Annotated in this window: 12 protein-coding genes and 5 tRNA genes; 5 read left to right on the top strand and 12 right to left on the bottom strand. The window is 44.6% G+C overall.

Annotated elements, in window-relative coordinates; all coding sequences use genetic code 11:
- Positions 1 to 9: 9 nt before the first annotated feature.
- Positions 10 to 1,005, top strand: coding sequence for a LysR family transcriptional regulator (locus AC6R00_RS03545; protein ID WP_500639345.1), 996 nt, complete (start codon positions 10 to 12; stop codon positions 1,003 to 1,005).
- Positions 1,006 to 1,058: 53 nt separating this feature from the next.
- Here AC6R00_RS03545 and AC6R00_RS03540 read toward each other — a convergent pair whose 3' ends face one another.
- Positions 1,059 to 1,955, bottom strand: coding sequence for a response regulator (locus tag AC6R00_RS03540; RefSeq protein WP_500639344.1), 897 nt, complete (start codon positions 1,953 to 1,955; stop codon positions 1,059 to 1,061).
- Between the two features lie 104 nt (positions 1,956 to 2,059).
- On the opposite strand from AC6R00_RS03540, the gene AC6R00_RS03535 reads away from it, so the two are divergent.
- The gene (locus tag AC6R00_RS03535; protein ID WP_371720531.1) at positions 2,060 to 2,818 is read left to right on the top strand and encodes a chromosome partitioning protein ParA; all 759 of its coding nucleotides are present in this window, start codon (positions 2,060 to 2,062) and stop codon (positions 2,816 to 2,818) included.
- Positions 2,819 to 2,841: 23 nt separating this feature from the next.
- On the opposite strand, the gene AC6R00_RS03530 is transcribed toward AC6R00_RS03535, so the two are convergent.
- From AC6R00_RS03530 to AC6R00_RS03485, 10 genes are all read right to left on the bottom strand, one after another.
- Complete coding sequence (locus AC6R00_RS03530; RefSeq protein ID WP_500639343.1) at positions 2,842 to 3,765, bottom strand: SPOR domain-containing protein; 924 nt, start codon at positions 3,763 to 3,765, stop codon at positions 2,842 to 2,844.
- 171 nt (positions 3,766 to 3,936) lie between these two features.
- Entirely contained in the window at positions 3,937 to 4,875 is a 939-nt protein-coding gene (locus tag AC6R00_RS03525; protein WP_500639342.1) for an ABC transporter permease, read from the bottom strand.
- Positions 4,876 to 4,877: 2 nt separating this feature from the next.
- Complete coding sequence (locus AC6R00_RS03520) at positions 4,878 to 5,855, bottom strand: ABC transporter permease (RefSeq protein ID WP_004745530.1); 978 nt, start codon at positions 5,853 to 5,855, stop codon at positions 4,878 to 4,880.
- A 165-nt stretch (positions 5,856 to 6,020) separates the two neighbouring features.
- Positions 6,021 to 7,574, bottom strand: a complete 1,554-nt coding sequence (locus AC6R00_RS03515; protein WP_500639341.1) for an ABC transporter substrate-binding protein — start codon at positions 7,572 to 7,574, stop codon at positions 6,021 to 6,023.
- A gap of 87 nt (positions 7,575 to 7,661) precedes the next feature.
- Positions 7,662 to 9,377 carry a dipeptide ABC transporter ATP-binding protein gene (locus AC6R00_RS03510; RefSeq protein ID WP_500639340.1) on the bottom strand — a complete coding sequence of 572 codons (1,716 nt, stop codon included), beginning with the start codon at positions 9,375 to 9,377 and terminating at the stop codon, positions 7,662 to 7,664.
- 901 nt (positions 9,378 to 10,278) lie between these two features.
- Positions 10,279 to 10,355, bottom strand: a tRNA-Pro gene (locus AC6R00_RS03505).
- 54 nt (positions 10,356 to 10,409) lie between these two features.
- A tRNA-His gene (locus tag AC6R00_RS03500) sits at positions 10,410 to 10,485 on the bottom strand.
- A gap of 46 nt (positions 10,486 to 10,531) precedes the next feature.
- A tRNA-Pro gene (locus tag AC6R00_RS03495) sits at positions 10,532 to 10,608 on the bottom strand.
- Between the two features lie 56 nt (positions 10,609 to 10,664).
- Positions 10,665 to 10,740, bottom strand: a tRNA-His gene (locus AC6R00_RS03490).
- A gap of 34 nt (positions 10,741 to 10,774) precedes the next feature.
- A tRNA-Arg gene (locus AC6R00_RS03485) sits at positions 10,775 to 10,851 on the bottom strand.
- A gap of 307 nt (positions 10,852 to 11,158) precedes the next feature.
- Here AC6R00_RS03485 and AC6R00_RS03480 point away from each other — a divergent pair.
- On the top strand, positions 11,159 to 11,572 hold the full coding sequence (locus AC6R00_RS03480) for a c-type cytochrome (RefSeq protein WP_004745533.1): 414 nt from the start codon (positions 11,159 to 11,161) through the stop codon (positions 11,570 to 11,572).
- Between the two features lie 65 nt (positions 11,573 to 11,637).
- Here the strand turns inward: AC6R00_RS03480 and rep are convergent, their stop codons facing one another.
- The gene (rep, locus tag AC6R00_RS03475) at positions 11,638 to 13,656 is read right to left on the bottom strand and encodes a DNA helicase Rep (RefSeq protein ID WP_500639339.1); all 2,019 of its coding nucleotides are present in this window, start codon (positions 13,654 to 13,656) and stop codon (positions 11,638 to 11,640) included.
- A 178-nt stretch (positions 13,657 to 13,834) separates the two neighbouring features.
- On the opposite strand from rep, the gene AC6R00_RS03470 reads away from it, so the two are divergent.
- Together AC6R00_RS03470 and AC6R00_RS03465 are read left to right on the top strand one after the other, a co-directional pair.
- Positions 13,835 to 14,452, top strand: a complete 618-nt coding sequence (locus AC6R00_RS03470) for a TetR/AcrR family transcriptional regulator (protein WP_500639338.1) — start codon at positions 13,835 to 13,837, stop codon at positions 14,450 to 14,452.
- An 18-nt stretch (positions 14,453 to 14,470) separates the two neighbouring features.
- Positions 14,471 to 15,577, top strand: coding sequence for an efflux RND transporter periplasmic adaptor subunit (locus AC6R00_RS03465; protein ID WP_004745536.1), 1,107 nt, complete (start codon positions 14,471 to 14,473; stop codon positions 15,575 to 15,577).
- The last annotated feature ends 3 nt before the right edge of the window (positions 15,578 to 15,580 follow it).

Below are 15,580 nucleotides of genomic sequence, written 5' to 3'. Positions count from 1 at the left end.
GTTAATTTATTGACAATCAATATAATATCACTGTTACATTTTGAAACATTTGTAATAAGTATAGTTTTTAGCGTAAAGACAATAAATTCCATGACCATTAAAGCGGACTTAATCAACAATAGCCTACCCACAACAAAGCAGTTGCAGTGCTTTCTAGCAGTAGCTCAAGAGTTAAACTTTAGGAAGGCAGCCGAGCGTTTGAATATGACACAGCCTCCTTTAACTCGTCAGATAAGATGTCTTGAGGAGTTGCTTGGCTGCTCACTTTTCTCTAGAAATACACACGCGGTTGTGCTGACTTCTACAGGACAAAAGTTACAAACCCAAGCTGAATATATCCTATTAGCGCTGACTAAACTTAGCTCCACTTGCATCGAAAATACCAGTAGACTCAGGATTGGTACAACTAACGCACTTAACTTTGGTAATATTCGCCATTTAGGAGGTGCCATTGAGAGACTCAAGGGCGCAGATATTACCGATTTACAAAATTTGAATTCCGGACAATTAAGCCAGAGCTTGCAAAAGGGATTACTTGATATCGTCATTATCGGTGAAAAAAGTGTTCACACAGGCGAAAATATTGCGTTTCACTGGTTGTACAAAGAGCCACTAAAGCTTGTAATGCCTGCGTCTCACCCTGCAGCTAAACGAAGTAGAGTCTCTCTAACAGAAGTTTGTAAACTGCCCCTATTCTGGTTTTCGCGCGCCGCTAACCCTAACCTCTATGATAAATGCGAAAATCTGTTTGATAAGTTACCTTGCACATTCAAGAGAATCAAAGAGCCTGATGACTCAATGACAATGCTAAGTTATATCAGCAAAGGTAAGGCCATTGCCCTTATGCCTTACTCTATGTGTACATTTGAGCACAAAGACCTTGTTTATAAGCAATTAAACGATCAGCAAAGTCGTCACCTCAATATCGATGTCTACGCAGCAACGAGAAAAAGCGATACTAGGCCAATGGTGCTAGAAGCAATCCAACAATTACAGTTGCCTTAGTGTAACGAGCTTTCAAAAGGGTTAAAAAGACGAACATATTCACATCGCAGTGCTTAAAACCCTACCAAAGTCACTTTGCCTTGCAATGAATCATTAAGCTGACAAGTAAAATCCACCCGCTTATCCGCGTCTTTATCGTATAAGGTTTTCAACTTATCAAACGCACTAGGAACAAAGCTGATGTTTTTTAGACGTAAACTCTTGCGAGTTTGGCTGTCCAAAAATGCCAAAGCTGAGCGGTCGAGAACTTGGTGGCAAGCATCTAATACCCCCTTGCTCGCGAGCTTGCTCTGAATCACTTGCTGAATATCCCCTTGAGAAATAGACGAAATAGCCTGAGCAAAAACACAGATAGCATGAAGGTCAAGCATCGCCACAGCACGGGGGCGCTGGGTGGCCGTGTCTTCATATACGGCTAAAAGACACGGAATCTTGCTCTCATCGAACAGTTGTGGGGCAATATTATTGAGCGTTAAGCTATCACCGATCTCCCTTTGCAGTAGTTTCTCAAGTTGCGACAACTTAGGCAAAGCTAACTCTTTTTGCACTTCAGTGATCGAATCGAGCGTTTTCTTACTTTCTTCAACACCTTGCACTAGTGGTAGTAAATAGCGGTGTAGCTCACTGTCTTCGAAAGGCTTAGTAAGCACAAAGCTAGCACCGGCAGCTTGAGCTTGTTTGATTTGGCTCTTATCGTCGACAGTCGTAATCATACCCACTTTTATCCCAACTCCGAGCTTCATGAGCTCTTCAGTGAGTGTTAGCCCAGTCATATCAGGCATATACCAGTCAGTTAGCACGATATCTGGATGCCATTCTTTTGCCAGTTCTAATGCTTGTGTCGCACTGCAGGTTTTCTCGATCGATAAACGACAATAACCAAAGCTCTCTAAGCCCCGCCTGACAATCTCCAATGTCGCCTTACTGTCATCCACAATCAAAATTTTCACAGGTCGCCATCACCTCCGATACTGAACTGTCTAAATTATAGGCATATTTTCCACTGACAACTAAACTTACAGTCGATGAATGTCCCAACTTACGTATTTGATAGATGGATTTATTACCGAGATTAACCCTAGAAAACCTAATTGCCCTCGCGGTCGACTTTGGACTACTGATACTTTTGGTGTGGTTTGTCATACTACTTTTGATTTTGCGCGAGTTCCGTCAGTTTGCCCGCCAGGTCGTTAGTGGCCGTGATATGGATAGAAACACCTACGAGCTGTGTCAACAGTCTGTCGATAAGGCACTCAACTACTCTGCTGAAAATGGCGATACACTCAATGACCTAATTCTTATTCAGCAAGCTCTGGAAAGTCAGGTATCACAAATTAAAGCAGCGAAAGGAGAACTCAGCGCACAAGAAAAAGAGTCGATTGACGAGCTGAATCAAAAACTCAATAAGTCCCATCGCCTAATCAAAAAACTAAAAGGAGATTTAGACAAAAGCGTTAAAGGCTTAAGAAACGCCAAAAGCCGTTTACTCAAGCAGACTGATACGGTCGAAAGCTTACAGTTAGAAAAAGAGCAGTTAGAAAAACAGTTTGAACAACTTGAGCAAGAGTACATACAAATCAGTGAATCTGGTGGAACAGCCAACTTAGCCAAAGAGTTCAAACAAGAGAAGCAACAACTGCTCGATCAGCTTGAAGAATACAAACAGCAAGCTAACTCACAAGACGACATAGCCGGTATCGCAGCTGAGCTCGAAGCCTCTAAGCAGCAATTACACCATATGGCTAAAGAAAAAGACTTTGTTGAGAAGAAATATTTGGAGCTGTTGCAAGAAGCAGAGGAAAAAAATCAGTAGCACTAGGCTACTGATTTTTATGATTATTTCACACACATAACATTCAACAGTGAGGTGCCTTTTAGCTTATTGGTTTTACCACTGGTAAATAGTCCTGACTTCTCTGCTCCCCAATAAGGTAAGTGCATTGGCCATTTGTCTTTCTGCATCACGTTAGAATCCAGCAGTGCTTGCCACTCCTTAGTGGTTGCTAAACGCATACCTAAACGATAACAGGTTTTATAAGCCCCTTCGTAATCGAGCCTGTTCCATGGTAATTCGTGTTCCATGTAGAACTGGTCGTCACTAAACATGGTATATGGCACTTTGTACTCGATGCCAGATACCATCGCTGTTAAGCGAATTGACACGTCAGATTGACGCTTGTTGGGCTCTTGAGCCATAGGTTTAATGGCAGTAGGCTCCGGCTTCGCTTTCACTGGTGCAGGAATCACAGTGGTCGATTGCTGCGACTTTACAGCCGGCTTTGACTTAGGTTTAGGCTGTGGCTTAACCATCGCCTGCTTTACAGGAGCCCCTTTCACCACTTCTCGGACAAACGCTTCCTTGTAGCCGGGCTCACTTTTCACTTTCGCCAGCTCCGCATTTGCTTGAGCGAAATCTTTATATGGGCCAATCAGACAACGATAAGCTTTGGCTTCTGGCTTTGCCCATACATCCGTTGAAATATGCTGGTAAAGCTTTTTAGCCTTTACAAGAGGTAGTGGCTTACTAAACACACCACACTGAATCCAAAATGTTGACTCTTGGCCACGTGGCTGAGATTTACCCCATAACCCTTTACCAATCGGGCACGACTTATCTAGCAACGGCAATTCATCGGTAGATGCCTGCGTTGCATCGCATAAAAATTCTTCAGCAAGCGTTGGGGCTGACAAAGCGGGCAAGGCCAGTACTGCAACAAGACTCCAACACTTTAAAAAAGTTTGTTTTGGCTTTGAGGCCATATTGATATCCATACTCTTAAAATTTAACTTCGAGTTTATCCATCTACGTGGATCACTATAGTGACTTTATTGACGATTCACTGCCCTGAAAATGAGAATGCAAAAAAAGAGCCGTAATTAATTACGGCTCTCAGTGTAGATAGGTTTTTATAATCAAATCTTAGGCTTGGATCACCCTTTGTAGATTTTTGGGTTAAATACATCACGTAACCAGTCACCAAGCAGGTTGATAACCAAAACCAAAGTCACCAGTACGATACCCGGGAATGCAGTAATCCACCACGCACCAGAGAAAATGTAGTTAAAACCAATGCTGATCAGTGCACCTAGAGAAGGTTGGTCTACCGGTAGGCCCAAACCTAGGAAAGAAAGTGCCGCTTCTGACATGATGGCATTTGCCACCTGTACCGTTGAAATAACCAAGATTGGCGATAAACAGTTCGGTAGGATATGGCGGAACATAATTCGTGGTGCTTTAAAGCCCATCACACGTGCTGCCTCTACGTACTCTTTCTTCTTCTCTGCCAACACTGAAGCACGAATTGTACGTGCATACTGCGGCCATTCGGCGACACCAATGATCACCACTAGCATGACTACCGCATACTGGCTGTAGAAATCGCTGCCAAAGCTCGCCTTAAAGATAGCCGAGACAATGATTGCCACCATCATGGTTGAGAACGATAACTGGACATCCGCAAAACGCATCAAGAAGCTATCAATACGGCCACCAAAGTAACCCGCCGAAAGACCAATCACGATTCCTAGCACTAGCTGTAGACCTACCGCTAAGAAACCAATGGTTAGAGACAAACGTGAACCGTAAAGAATCGTCGACAGGATATCTCGACCTTGCTCATCGGTCCCTAATAGAAAGTTCTCATCACCATCTTCCATCCATGCTGGAGGAAGTTCTGAATCCATAATATCAATCGACGAGAGATCATATGGGTCAGTCGGTGAAATAATTGGTGCAGCCAGAGCCATCACCAAAAACAGCATAAATACGGTAAAGCTGGCCATCGCCACTTTATCGCGCTTGAAGTAATACAAGAAATCCGATTGTTTAAATCGCTCCCAACGTGAAGGAGCTGCTGCAGTTTGACTCATGATTAAGCTCCTTTACCTGTTAGATTTACGGTCGGGTTGATGATGCCGTATAGCAAGTCAACAATGGTGTTGGTGACAACGAAAATCAGGCCAACGAAAATAACGTAAGCGGTGATCAACGGCGTATCTACACGGTTGATTGCTTCAAGGAAAAGGAATCCCGTTCCAGGCCACTGAAAAACGGTTTCGGTTAGAATGGTATAAGCAACCATGGTACCGATTTGAACACCACCAACCGTCAGCACAGGAAGCATGGTGTTTTTCAATGCGTGCTGGTAGTAAATTTTATTTAGCGCCAGACCTTTCGCTTTGCCGAACTTGATGTACTCAGAGCTCAGTACCTCTAGCATTTCAGAACGTACGAGACGAATAAAGAGCGGTAACATGATGGAAGCAAGAGCAATACAAGGTAGAACCAAGTGCGCTAGGCCATCAAGAGTAAAGTAACCCGATTCCCAACCAAGTAAATTGGCCGTTTCACCACGTCCATAAGATGGTAGCCAGCCCAACTCAATTGAGAACACATACATCAGCATGATTGCGGTTAAGAACACCGGAATCGAAATGCCGATACTACTGCCAGCCATGACAATTTTGGTAAATATACTTTTTGGGTGAATGGCGGAATAGACACCAAGAGGGATTGAACAGAATACAATGATGAGCGTAGCGCCGAATACCAGTTCTAGCGTTGCCACCAATTTATCCAGAATCACTTCAACCGCAGGGCGCTTGAAGAAGTAAGAAGTACCAAGATCACCTTGTAGCGCATTACCTACAAAGCGAGTGTATTTTGTAATGAAGGGATCATTCAAACCTAGTTCGTCACGCAAAGCTTGGCGCTCTGATTCGGAAACCGACTGACCAACAAGCTCACGCAATGGGTCGCCGAGGTTATCCTGAATGGCAAACGCCACTAGACTGATCACAAACATCACTATCAGTGCCTGAAACAGGCGCTTGACCAGAAACGAAAACATTCCTTGCCCCTTTAACTTTCCATAGATTTCAGTCTGCAAAACCAAGCAAAATTGGTTGCAACTTTCAGTCTTAAAAATGGTACTTAACCCGACTGAAACAAAGCTAAGCACCAAAAGTCGACCAAGCACCCATTTCATTGAGCACTTGGTCTGATTCGCTAATGATTACTTAACCACTAGGTCACCAAAATATGGGAAGTTCATACCGTTGATGATTGGACCAATCTCAACGTTACCTTTTGCTGCCCATGAAGGATCTTGCCAATGTAGAGGAACGAATGCCGCTTCATTGTATAGAATCTCTTCAACTTTCTTCAAAGAGGCACTACGTTTCTTAAGATCAGTCATCTTGTTAGTTTGCTCGATTAACTTATCGACTTCTGCGTTTGAGTAGTGACCACAGTTGTACTGACCTTTACCCGTTTCAGCATTACGCGTCATCGCTAGGAACTCAGTAAAGTTGCCTGAATCTTCAGTATCTGGGTGCCAACCGATCATTAGCATGTCTGCAGCACACTTATCGAATTCAGGCCAGTACTGAGCTTTAGGCATTGTCTTAAGGTCAACCTTAATACCAATCTTAGATAGCATTGCCGCAGACGCTTGAGCGATCTTGTCATCGTTCACGTAACGGTTGTTTGGCGCCATCATAGTTAGCGTAAAGCCATTCTCGTAACCTGCTTCTTTCATCAGCTCTTTTGCTTTCTTAAGGTCGTAGCGAGGTTTTAGGTCTGCGTTGTAACCAACGAAGCCAACTGGGCTCTGTTGACCCGCCGCAGTAGCTGCACCCTTCATGACTTTCTTAGTAATACCTTCGTTGTTGATTGCGTAAGTAATCGCTTGACGAACACGTACATCTTTCAGTGCAGGGTTACTGTTTTGGTTCATTTGGAACGTAATAACACGCGTACCAGGCATAGTGTATAGGTCTACGCTGTCCGCTTTCTTGATACGCTTGTAGTCGTTTGGCGCTACTGGCGCAATCATATCTACATCACCAGATAGAAGTGCTGCAACACGAGTTGCGTCTTCTTTGATTGGCACTAGCGTTAGCTTATCAACGTTACCGCCTGAAGCGTTATCCCAGTAATCATTGAAGCGTTCAAAAGTCACTTTTACACCTTGCTCACGTTGAGTGATGATGAAAGGACCAGTACCGGATACGTTAGTCGATGCGAAAGAGTTACCGTGCTTAACTAGCTCAGCTTTATCTTTGCCGTCTTCCGTTTTACCCGAGTAGAACTTGCTATCCATTGGGAATAGGTAAGTCATGACGTTTTCTACAAGTGGGTAAACGCCGTCAGTTTTTACTTCTACTTCGTATTCGCCAACTTTGGAAATCGAAACGATTGGGCCAAAGATACCTTTAAAGTCTGGTGAGTTCTTCAGACGGTCAAATGTCCAAACCACATCGTCAGCGGTTAGCGTGTTACCTGAGTGGAACTTAACGCCTTGGCGAATGTTGAAATGCATTGTTTCGCCGTCAATACGCTCCCAAGATTCCGCTAGACGAGGTTCAAATTCCATCTTCTGGTTAAAGCGGATCAGCGGATCAAATACCATGTGAGACATTTGCAGTGTGCCGCCAGATAGCTGCTCATGCGGGTCAAGTGACACAGGGTCAGCGTCATAAGCGACGGTAATATCTGCTGCTGCTGCACCAAAGCTAAGGCCAGCTGCCATTAAAGCCACTGCTAGTTTGCTTTTCATGGTTTTCATTGCATAACTCCTTATGCGGGATTCTCTATCCCTAGTTGTTGTGTTTGCTTCTGTTTATTGCCCGTCAAAACGGGAAAGAATCACGACTTACGCCGTTTTTACTTCTTCTCTTAAGCCCGTAAATTCAGGCATTAAAGAAATCAGTTGTTTACTGTATTCGTGCTGAGGCGATCTAAATAGCTGCTCGGTAGGCGCCACTTCCAGTAGCGTCCCCATCTGCATCACTCCCACTCGGTCACACATCTGACGAATAACGGGTAAATCGTGACTGATAAACAGCATGGTTAGATTTAACTCATCTTGTAAATCTTTCAGCAGGTTAAGAATTTGCGCTTGTACCGACACATCCAATGCTGAGGTCGGCTCATCACAAATCAGCAGACGCGGACGTGTTGCGAGTGCACGTGCAATCGAAATACGCTGACGCTGACCACCTGAAAACTCATGTGGATATTTCACCCCTGCCATTTTGCCCAGACCAACGTGATCAAGTAGATCGTTGACGATCTGACGTGTTTCAGTTTCGCTATTGGTCAACTTATGGAATCGGATAGGTTCCGCGATGATGTCAAAAATCTTCATACGCGGATTCATTGAAGTGTAAGGGTTCTGAAACACCATCTGCATTTGGCGGCGCAGTGGGCGACGCTCTTTCTCTGATTTCAGAGACGTTAGGTCGATCCCTTCAAAGGTTACCTTGCCCGAGTTCGGCGCATACAAGCCTGCGATCACTCGTGCAATAGTCGACTTACCAGAGCCCGACTCACCAACAAGACCGAAAGTTTCACCCTCAAAGACTTCAAAGCTGACATTGTTAGAAGCTTGGACATACTCACGACGACTTTCGAACAAGGAATCTTTGGTCACAAAGCGTAGGTTAACATTCTCAACATTGAGCAACGAACCTGTGTAATCGCGATGGTCTTGGCTTTGACCTAGCCAGTGGCTTTTAACATCGAGCGGCTCCATTTCGTGCGCTTCTTCGATGTAGCTAACCAGCGGGAAGCGATCAAGCTTCATATCAGAGCGGGGTACCGCTGAAATCAGACTGCGTGTGTAGGAATGATCAGGATCACCGAGTACTTTCGCCGTTGGCCCAAACTCAACCAAATCACCACGGTACATCACCGCAACGCGATCCGTTACGTTAGAAACTACCCCCATATCATGGGTAACCAACATACAACCAACGTTGTTCTTGATACACAACTCGCGGATCAAACTCAGAATCTGGTCTTGGATAGATACGTCCAATGCAGTAGTCGGTTCATCGGCAATAATCAGATCAGGTTCACCCGCCAAAGCAATCGCGATAACCACACGCTGCCGCATACCACCAGAAAACTGGTGTGGGTACTGCTTTAAGCGGTTCTCTGGTTGTGGAATACCAACTTGCTGCATTAATGAGAGCGCACGCTGATACGCCTGCTCATCAGAAACCTTCATATTGGCATGAATGGTTTCTTTCAGCTGCTGCTCAACGGTAAAAAGTGGGTTTAGAGAAGTCATTGGATCTTGGAAGATGAATCCAATTTTAGAACCTCGAACGCTGCGCATCTGTTCTGGGGTTAAACCAGAGATCTGCTCACCGTCTAAGTAAACATCGCCACTAGCGATACGACCAGGTGGGCTCAGTAAATCGATGACCGCATTACCAACGGTCGACTTACCGGCACCAGATTCGCCAACAACTCCGACGATCTCTCCACGTTCAATATTGAAGGAGAGTGATTTAACTGCGGCATGAACACCATGACGCGAAGGGTACTCTATTCGAAGATTTTTAACTTCTAAAAGTGACATTACCAGACCTCTACTGCTTCGGCAGCTTTCTGCCCTGTCTGAAAAGTGAATCCATTCGTACCAGAATATCATTCTGGTAAATTACAAGGTCATCAATTTGGCAAAAAATTCACAGAAAAGCAACAAAGATAGGATAAAAAGTCGAGATTGAACAAAAACCAAGCAGCATAGCAAAATAAATATGCAATAGAGCTATATCTTCGATTGGTCATACCTGCGCCAAAAATGGGCCACAGAGCAGCAAATACTTAACTTTTGGTTATTTTAAATGGCATTTAGTTATAACACCCTAACGAATAACCATTCAACAAAAACACTCCAACCAGCATTAACAAATTTAAAACATAAATCCGAATGTTTTTCATTTATCAGGTTTTTAAGCCAGATTTTTAAATTAAATCAAAATTAAAACAAGGTTAAAGTAGGATAAATCGAACCTATTATCTACGATTTTTATTACCTTGCTAAAGCTAGTTAATGCTTAGGGATGCGGGATGCGGGATGCGGGATGCGGGATGCGGGATGCGGGATGCGGGATGCGGGATGCGGGATGCGGGATGCGGGATGCGGGATGCGGGATGCGGGATGCGGGATGCGGGATGCGGGATGCGGGATTATTTTATCCTGCTAGAGAACAAATATCGTCAACAACTTTCATTGAGTCATCGACCCCCAACTCTAGCAGGACGAAGTCCGTTCCCGATTCTCGAAGCGCAGCGTTCTATAGGGCGAAGCCCGTTCCAAAATGCAAAAAAGCCCTAGTCTTTCGACTAGGGCTTCAATAGTGATTCGGTGAAGAGCCATTCTTTGAACATCAGGCGAACCCTACTTTGGGTTCGAATCAATTTCCAAACACCAGAAAGTAAAAAGCCTCGTCATTTCTGACGAGGCTTTCTAATAGTGGTCGGTGAAGAGGGATTCGAACCCCCGACCCTCTGGTCCCAAACCAGATGCGCTACCAAGCTGCGCTATTCACCGACTTGTGTTTTGTTCTGACTTATCAGAACAGGAAACCTAAGTTACCTAAATAAATGGGGTGGCTAACGGGACTTGAACCCGCGACAACTGGAATCACAATCCAGGGCTCTACCAACTGAGCTATAGCCACCACTGGCTTTGCCTTTGTTTACCGCTATTCGCGTTAAACTAAATAGTGGTCGGTGAAGAGGGATTCGAACCCCCGACCCTCTGGTCCCAAACCAGATGCGCTACCAAGCTGCGCTATTCACCGACTTATGTTTCGTTCCGACATTCATCCGAACAGGAAACCTAGGTTACCTTAAATAATGGGGTGGCTAACGGGACTTGAACCCGCGACAACTGGAATCACAATCCAGGGCTCTACCAACTGAGCTATAGCCACCACTGAAATTTTTACCGATATACCTTTAGGCGAATGGCACGCCCGAAAGGATTCGAACCTTCGACCTTTGGCTCCGGAGGCCAACGCTCTATCCAACTGAGCTACGGGCGCATGCCCTATCGGCGGAGTGGAATAATACGTATATCACACTATGCCGTCTAGTACTTTTTCAACTTTTTTTATCGTTTGGTGCCTTTTTCGGCAATTAAAGTGTGATAAACCCCTATTTCCCATTAGATACCCCCCTGAAAGCGGGTAACTTGTTGTTTATTGCAACAACTTAACAGGATATAATCACCCATTATTTACATTGATTTAACAGCCAAGCATGCTTTCTGGCAAGGTCTGACTGTTGGTCAAGCCACACTCTAATAATGGGTAAGCACGAACTTACCTTCAGGAATGTAAAGTGAGTTTAATGGATATGTCTCGAAAAATGTTAACCGCTTTGGTCGCTGCGATCACTTTTTCTAGCGCCACTTTTGCAGCAAATGTAAGCCAAGAAGAATATGATGCAATTGCAGAACGTATTAAACCTGTTGGTGATGTTTACCTAGCAGGAGCAGAGCCAGTTAAAGCTGAGCCAACTGGCCCTCGCGATGGTGCAACTGTTTACGGTACTTTCTGTATTGCGTGTCACGCGTCTGGTGTTAGCGGCGCGCCTAAAACAGGCGATGCTGGCGACTGGGCACCGCGTATTGCTCAGGGTAATGACGTGCTGAAAGATCACGCTATCAACGGCTTCAATGCAATGCCAGCGAAAGGCTCATGTATGGATTGTTCTGACGATGAAATCGTCGCAGCTATCGAACATATGATTGCTGGTCTATAAAGCTCCCTCTATATATAGAGAAAAGGCTTGGTTTTCACCAAGCCTTTTTAGTATCTGCCACAACACTATTTCTTATTGAACATCGATCTTATGTTGGCAATATGTGCTTGGCCTTTCGCCATACGTTCTTCCTGCGTCACTGGCTTCTTAACCTGCTCCCATTCCACATCATCAAATGGTAACTCGTCGAGAAAACGACTTTGTGTCGGCTTAATTAACTCACCAAACTGACGACGCTCTTTACACATAGTGAAGGTCAATTCTCGCTGCGCACGTGTGATTCCTACGTACATTAAGCGGCGCTCTTCCTCAACGTTCTCTTCATCAATACTGGTTTGATGCGGCAAGATTCCTTCTTCTGTTCCTATCAGATAAACGTAAGGGAACTCTAGGCCTTTAGAGGCATGTAGCGTCATTAGTTGAACCGCGTCGCTATCTTCGTCCTCTTCGCCTCGCTCCATCATGTCACGTAATGTCAGGCGCTGAACCACCTCTTTGATACTCTTCTCTTCTTGGTCATAGTTATCCCCTTCAAGGTCAGCCACTATCCAAGAGTAAAGATCGGACACATTCTTCATGCGCATTTCGGCTGCTTTAGGGCTTGATGATGTTTCGTATAACCAATCTTCATAATTGATATCGCGCACCAATGAGCGCACCGCTTCAACGGTATCACCACGCTCTGCTTGGTCGGCAATTTTAACTAACCAAGCAGTAAAGCGACGCAAATTCTCTAACCCACGTCCACTCAATGACTGCTCCAAGCCTAGCTCAAAACTGGCTTCAAATAGGCTTTTGCCACGCATATTTGCGTAACTGCCGAGTTTTTCTAATGTTACTGGGCCAATTTCACGTCTTGGTGTGTTAACAATACGCAGAAATGCGTTGTCGTCATCTGGGTTAACCAAGACACGCAAATACGCCATGATGTCTTTGATCTCAGCGCGAGCAAAGAACGAGGTACCCCCAGATAACTTATATGGCACCCGGTTTTGCATTAAAGACTTTTCAATCAAGCGCGATTGGTGATTACCACGATACAAAACCGCATAATCTTTATATTCCGTGCGATTAAGGAATTTGTGCGCAATAAGCTCACCAGTAACTCGCTCAGCTTCATGCTCTTCATTTTTTGCCAGCAGAACTTTGAGCTTTTCACCATCAGGAATTTCTGAGAACAGGGACTTCTCATACACGTGTGGGTTATTCGCGATAAGGATATTGGCAGCGCGCAAGATGCGACTGGTTGAGCGGTAGTTTTGCTCAAGCTTTATCAAGCGCAGATTTGGGTAATCCTCACCCAGCAACACCAAGTTTTGTGGCTTCGCTCCACGCCAAGAGTAGATTGACTGATCATCATCCCCTACTACGGTTAATCGGCCTCGTTCGCCGACAATCAGTTTAACCAGATCGTATTGACTGGTATTGGTATCTTGGTATTCATCGACCAACAAGTAGCGAATTCGATTTTGCCAACGCTGACGAACTTCCTCATTGGTACGCAGTAGAAGAACAGGTAATGAGATCAAATCATCGAAGTCGAGAGCGTTATAGGCTTTCATCTGCTTCTGGTACATCTCAAAACAGAAGGCAAACAACTGTTGCTGCTCGCCCTTCGCCTGCGCCTTGGCTTGCTCAGGCGTAAGCATGTCGTTTTTCCAGTTAGAAATCGTGCTGAGCAACTGACGCAGTAGATCTTTATCACCATCGAGCTGTTTTTCTGTCAGCTCTTTAAGTAGCGCCATTTGGTCTTGATCATCAAACAGTGAAAATCCGGATTTTAGACCTAATGATTTGTATTCACGCTTAATGATATTGAGGCCCAAAGTATGGAAGGTTGAGACCATTAACCCCTTTGATTCATTTTTACCTAATGTCTGGCCAACGCGCTCTTTCATTTCACGCGCCGCCTTATTGGTAAAAGTCACCGCCGCGATATTGCGCGCTTTATAACCGCACTGCTGAACCAGATAAGCAATTTTGTTGGTAATAACACGCGTTTTACCCGACCCTGCTCCAGCAAGCACCAAACAAGGGCCAGATACGTATTTAACTGCTTCATCTTGATTGGGGTTCAGCTTCATGATCATCTCAGCGGTAGGAAAAATGTGGCGCATATAATAATAGTGCAACAGACAGATTGCTATGTTTATAGCCAAGACAACGTCGGCTAAATGTTTCTCAACAAGTGTGAATAACAACTTTTTTCATAAATCATTCGATAGTTTGTTGCATATTTGATGACTTCTTAGGCTATAATGAATGAACGTTCATTCACCAACCCACTATATGTCACTGTCTGGTTCTCATTTTATGGTAGATAAAAGACAACAAATCATAGATGCCGCAGAAAAACTGATTGCAGAATCAGGCTTTCAAGGTCTCTCGATGCATAAGTTGGCCAAGGAAGCTGGGGTCGCAGCAGGAACGATATATCGCTACTTCTCTGATAAAGAAGATTTACTGCAACAGGTTCGATTAGCGGTCATCCAACGCAATGCTGAAGCCATTCAGGATGGTGTTGAAGAATTTATGCCGTTAAAAGAACGATTTCGCAAAATGTGGTTAAACATTTTCGATCTCTCGGGGTCAAACATCGGCAACTTAAAGAATCGTGCTCAGTACGACTCTTTGCCCTGCGTCCGAAGCCATGAAACCAAAGAGATCGAACGCAAGATGTTTAGCAAAGTGGATCAACTCTTCACTGAAGGGCGAGAACAAGGGGTATTTAAGCCCCTAGAAAACCCAGTGTTGGCTGCACTTAGTTTAGAAGTCAGTGTCACTCTGGCACGTAAGCAATCTCTCGGATATTACCAACTTGACCAAGACGCCATTGACGCAGCGATCGAAGCAAGTTGGGATGCGATTATAAAACACTAATTTGGAGTTCTAATCAGAATGAAAAAGTGGACTTTCTTTATGTTACTTATCGCGATACTGCTGTTCGGCAGTGTGATAGGTTTCAATCTATTCAAACAACAGAAGATCGCTGAATACATGGCGAATCGTCCTGAGCCAGAGTTTCCTGTCACGGTAACCGAAGTAAACCCTGTTGACTGGGTACCTGTGATTGAAGCGATCGGCTTCATCGAGCCAAACCAAGGTGTGACCATTGCTAACGAAACTAGCGGTGTGATCGACAAAATTGCTTTTGAATCAGGCACTCAAGTTGAAGAAGGCCAACCATTGGTTTTACTTGACTCTGATGTAGAGAAAGCCAACCTTAAGAGCTCGCAAGCTAAGCTACCGGCAGCCGAAGCTAAATACAAACGCTACCAAGGTCTGTACAAGAAAGGCTCTATTTCTAAAGAAGCGTATGATGAAGCGGAAGCAAACTACTTCTCGCTTAAAGCGGATATTGAAAGCCTAAAAGCATCAATCGATCGCCGTGAAATCAAAGCACCATTTGCGGGTGTGGTTGGTATTCGTAACGTTTACTTAGGTCAGTACCTGCAATCGGGTACCGATATTGTTCGTCTAGAAGATACGAGCGTTATGCGCCTACGCTTCACAGTGCCACAAACGGATATCTCACGCATCTCTCTTGATCAGGAAGTCGATATCTTTGTTGATGCTTACCCAGAGAAACCATTTAAGGGTTCTATCTCAGCGATCGAGCCTGCGGTAAACATTCAAAGTGGTCTGATTCAGGTACAAGCGGATATCCCGAACAGTGATGGTAAGCTACGTAGTGGTATGTTCGCACGTGCAAATATCATTCTGCCTAAACTAGAAAACCAAGTAACGCTACCTCAAACCGCCATTACTTTCACGCTATACGGTGACAACGTGTACATCATTAGCGAAGAGAACGGCGAGAAGCGCGTTAAGCAACAAGTGGTTAAAGTAGGTGAACGCACTAAAGATATCGCCCACATCCTAGAAGGTGTGAAAGCGGGTGATGTTGTGGTGACTTCCGGTCAGGTTCGTCTAAGTAACGACGCGAAAGTTCGTGTAGTAGAAAGCGATGCAACTACTCCACCAGCTGAAACACCAATGCTGTAATTG

The organism is Vibrio sp. R10-SF1-ISO8, from assembly GCF_059833805.1.
The sequence above is the reverse complement of the archived record's forward strand: the minus strand, read 5'-3'. Positions and strand labels throughout refer to the sequence as shown.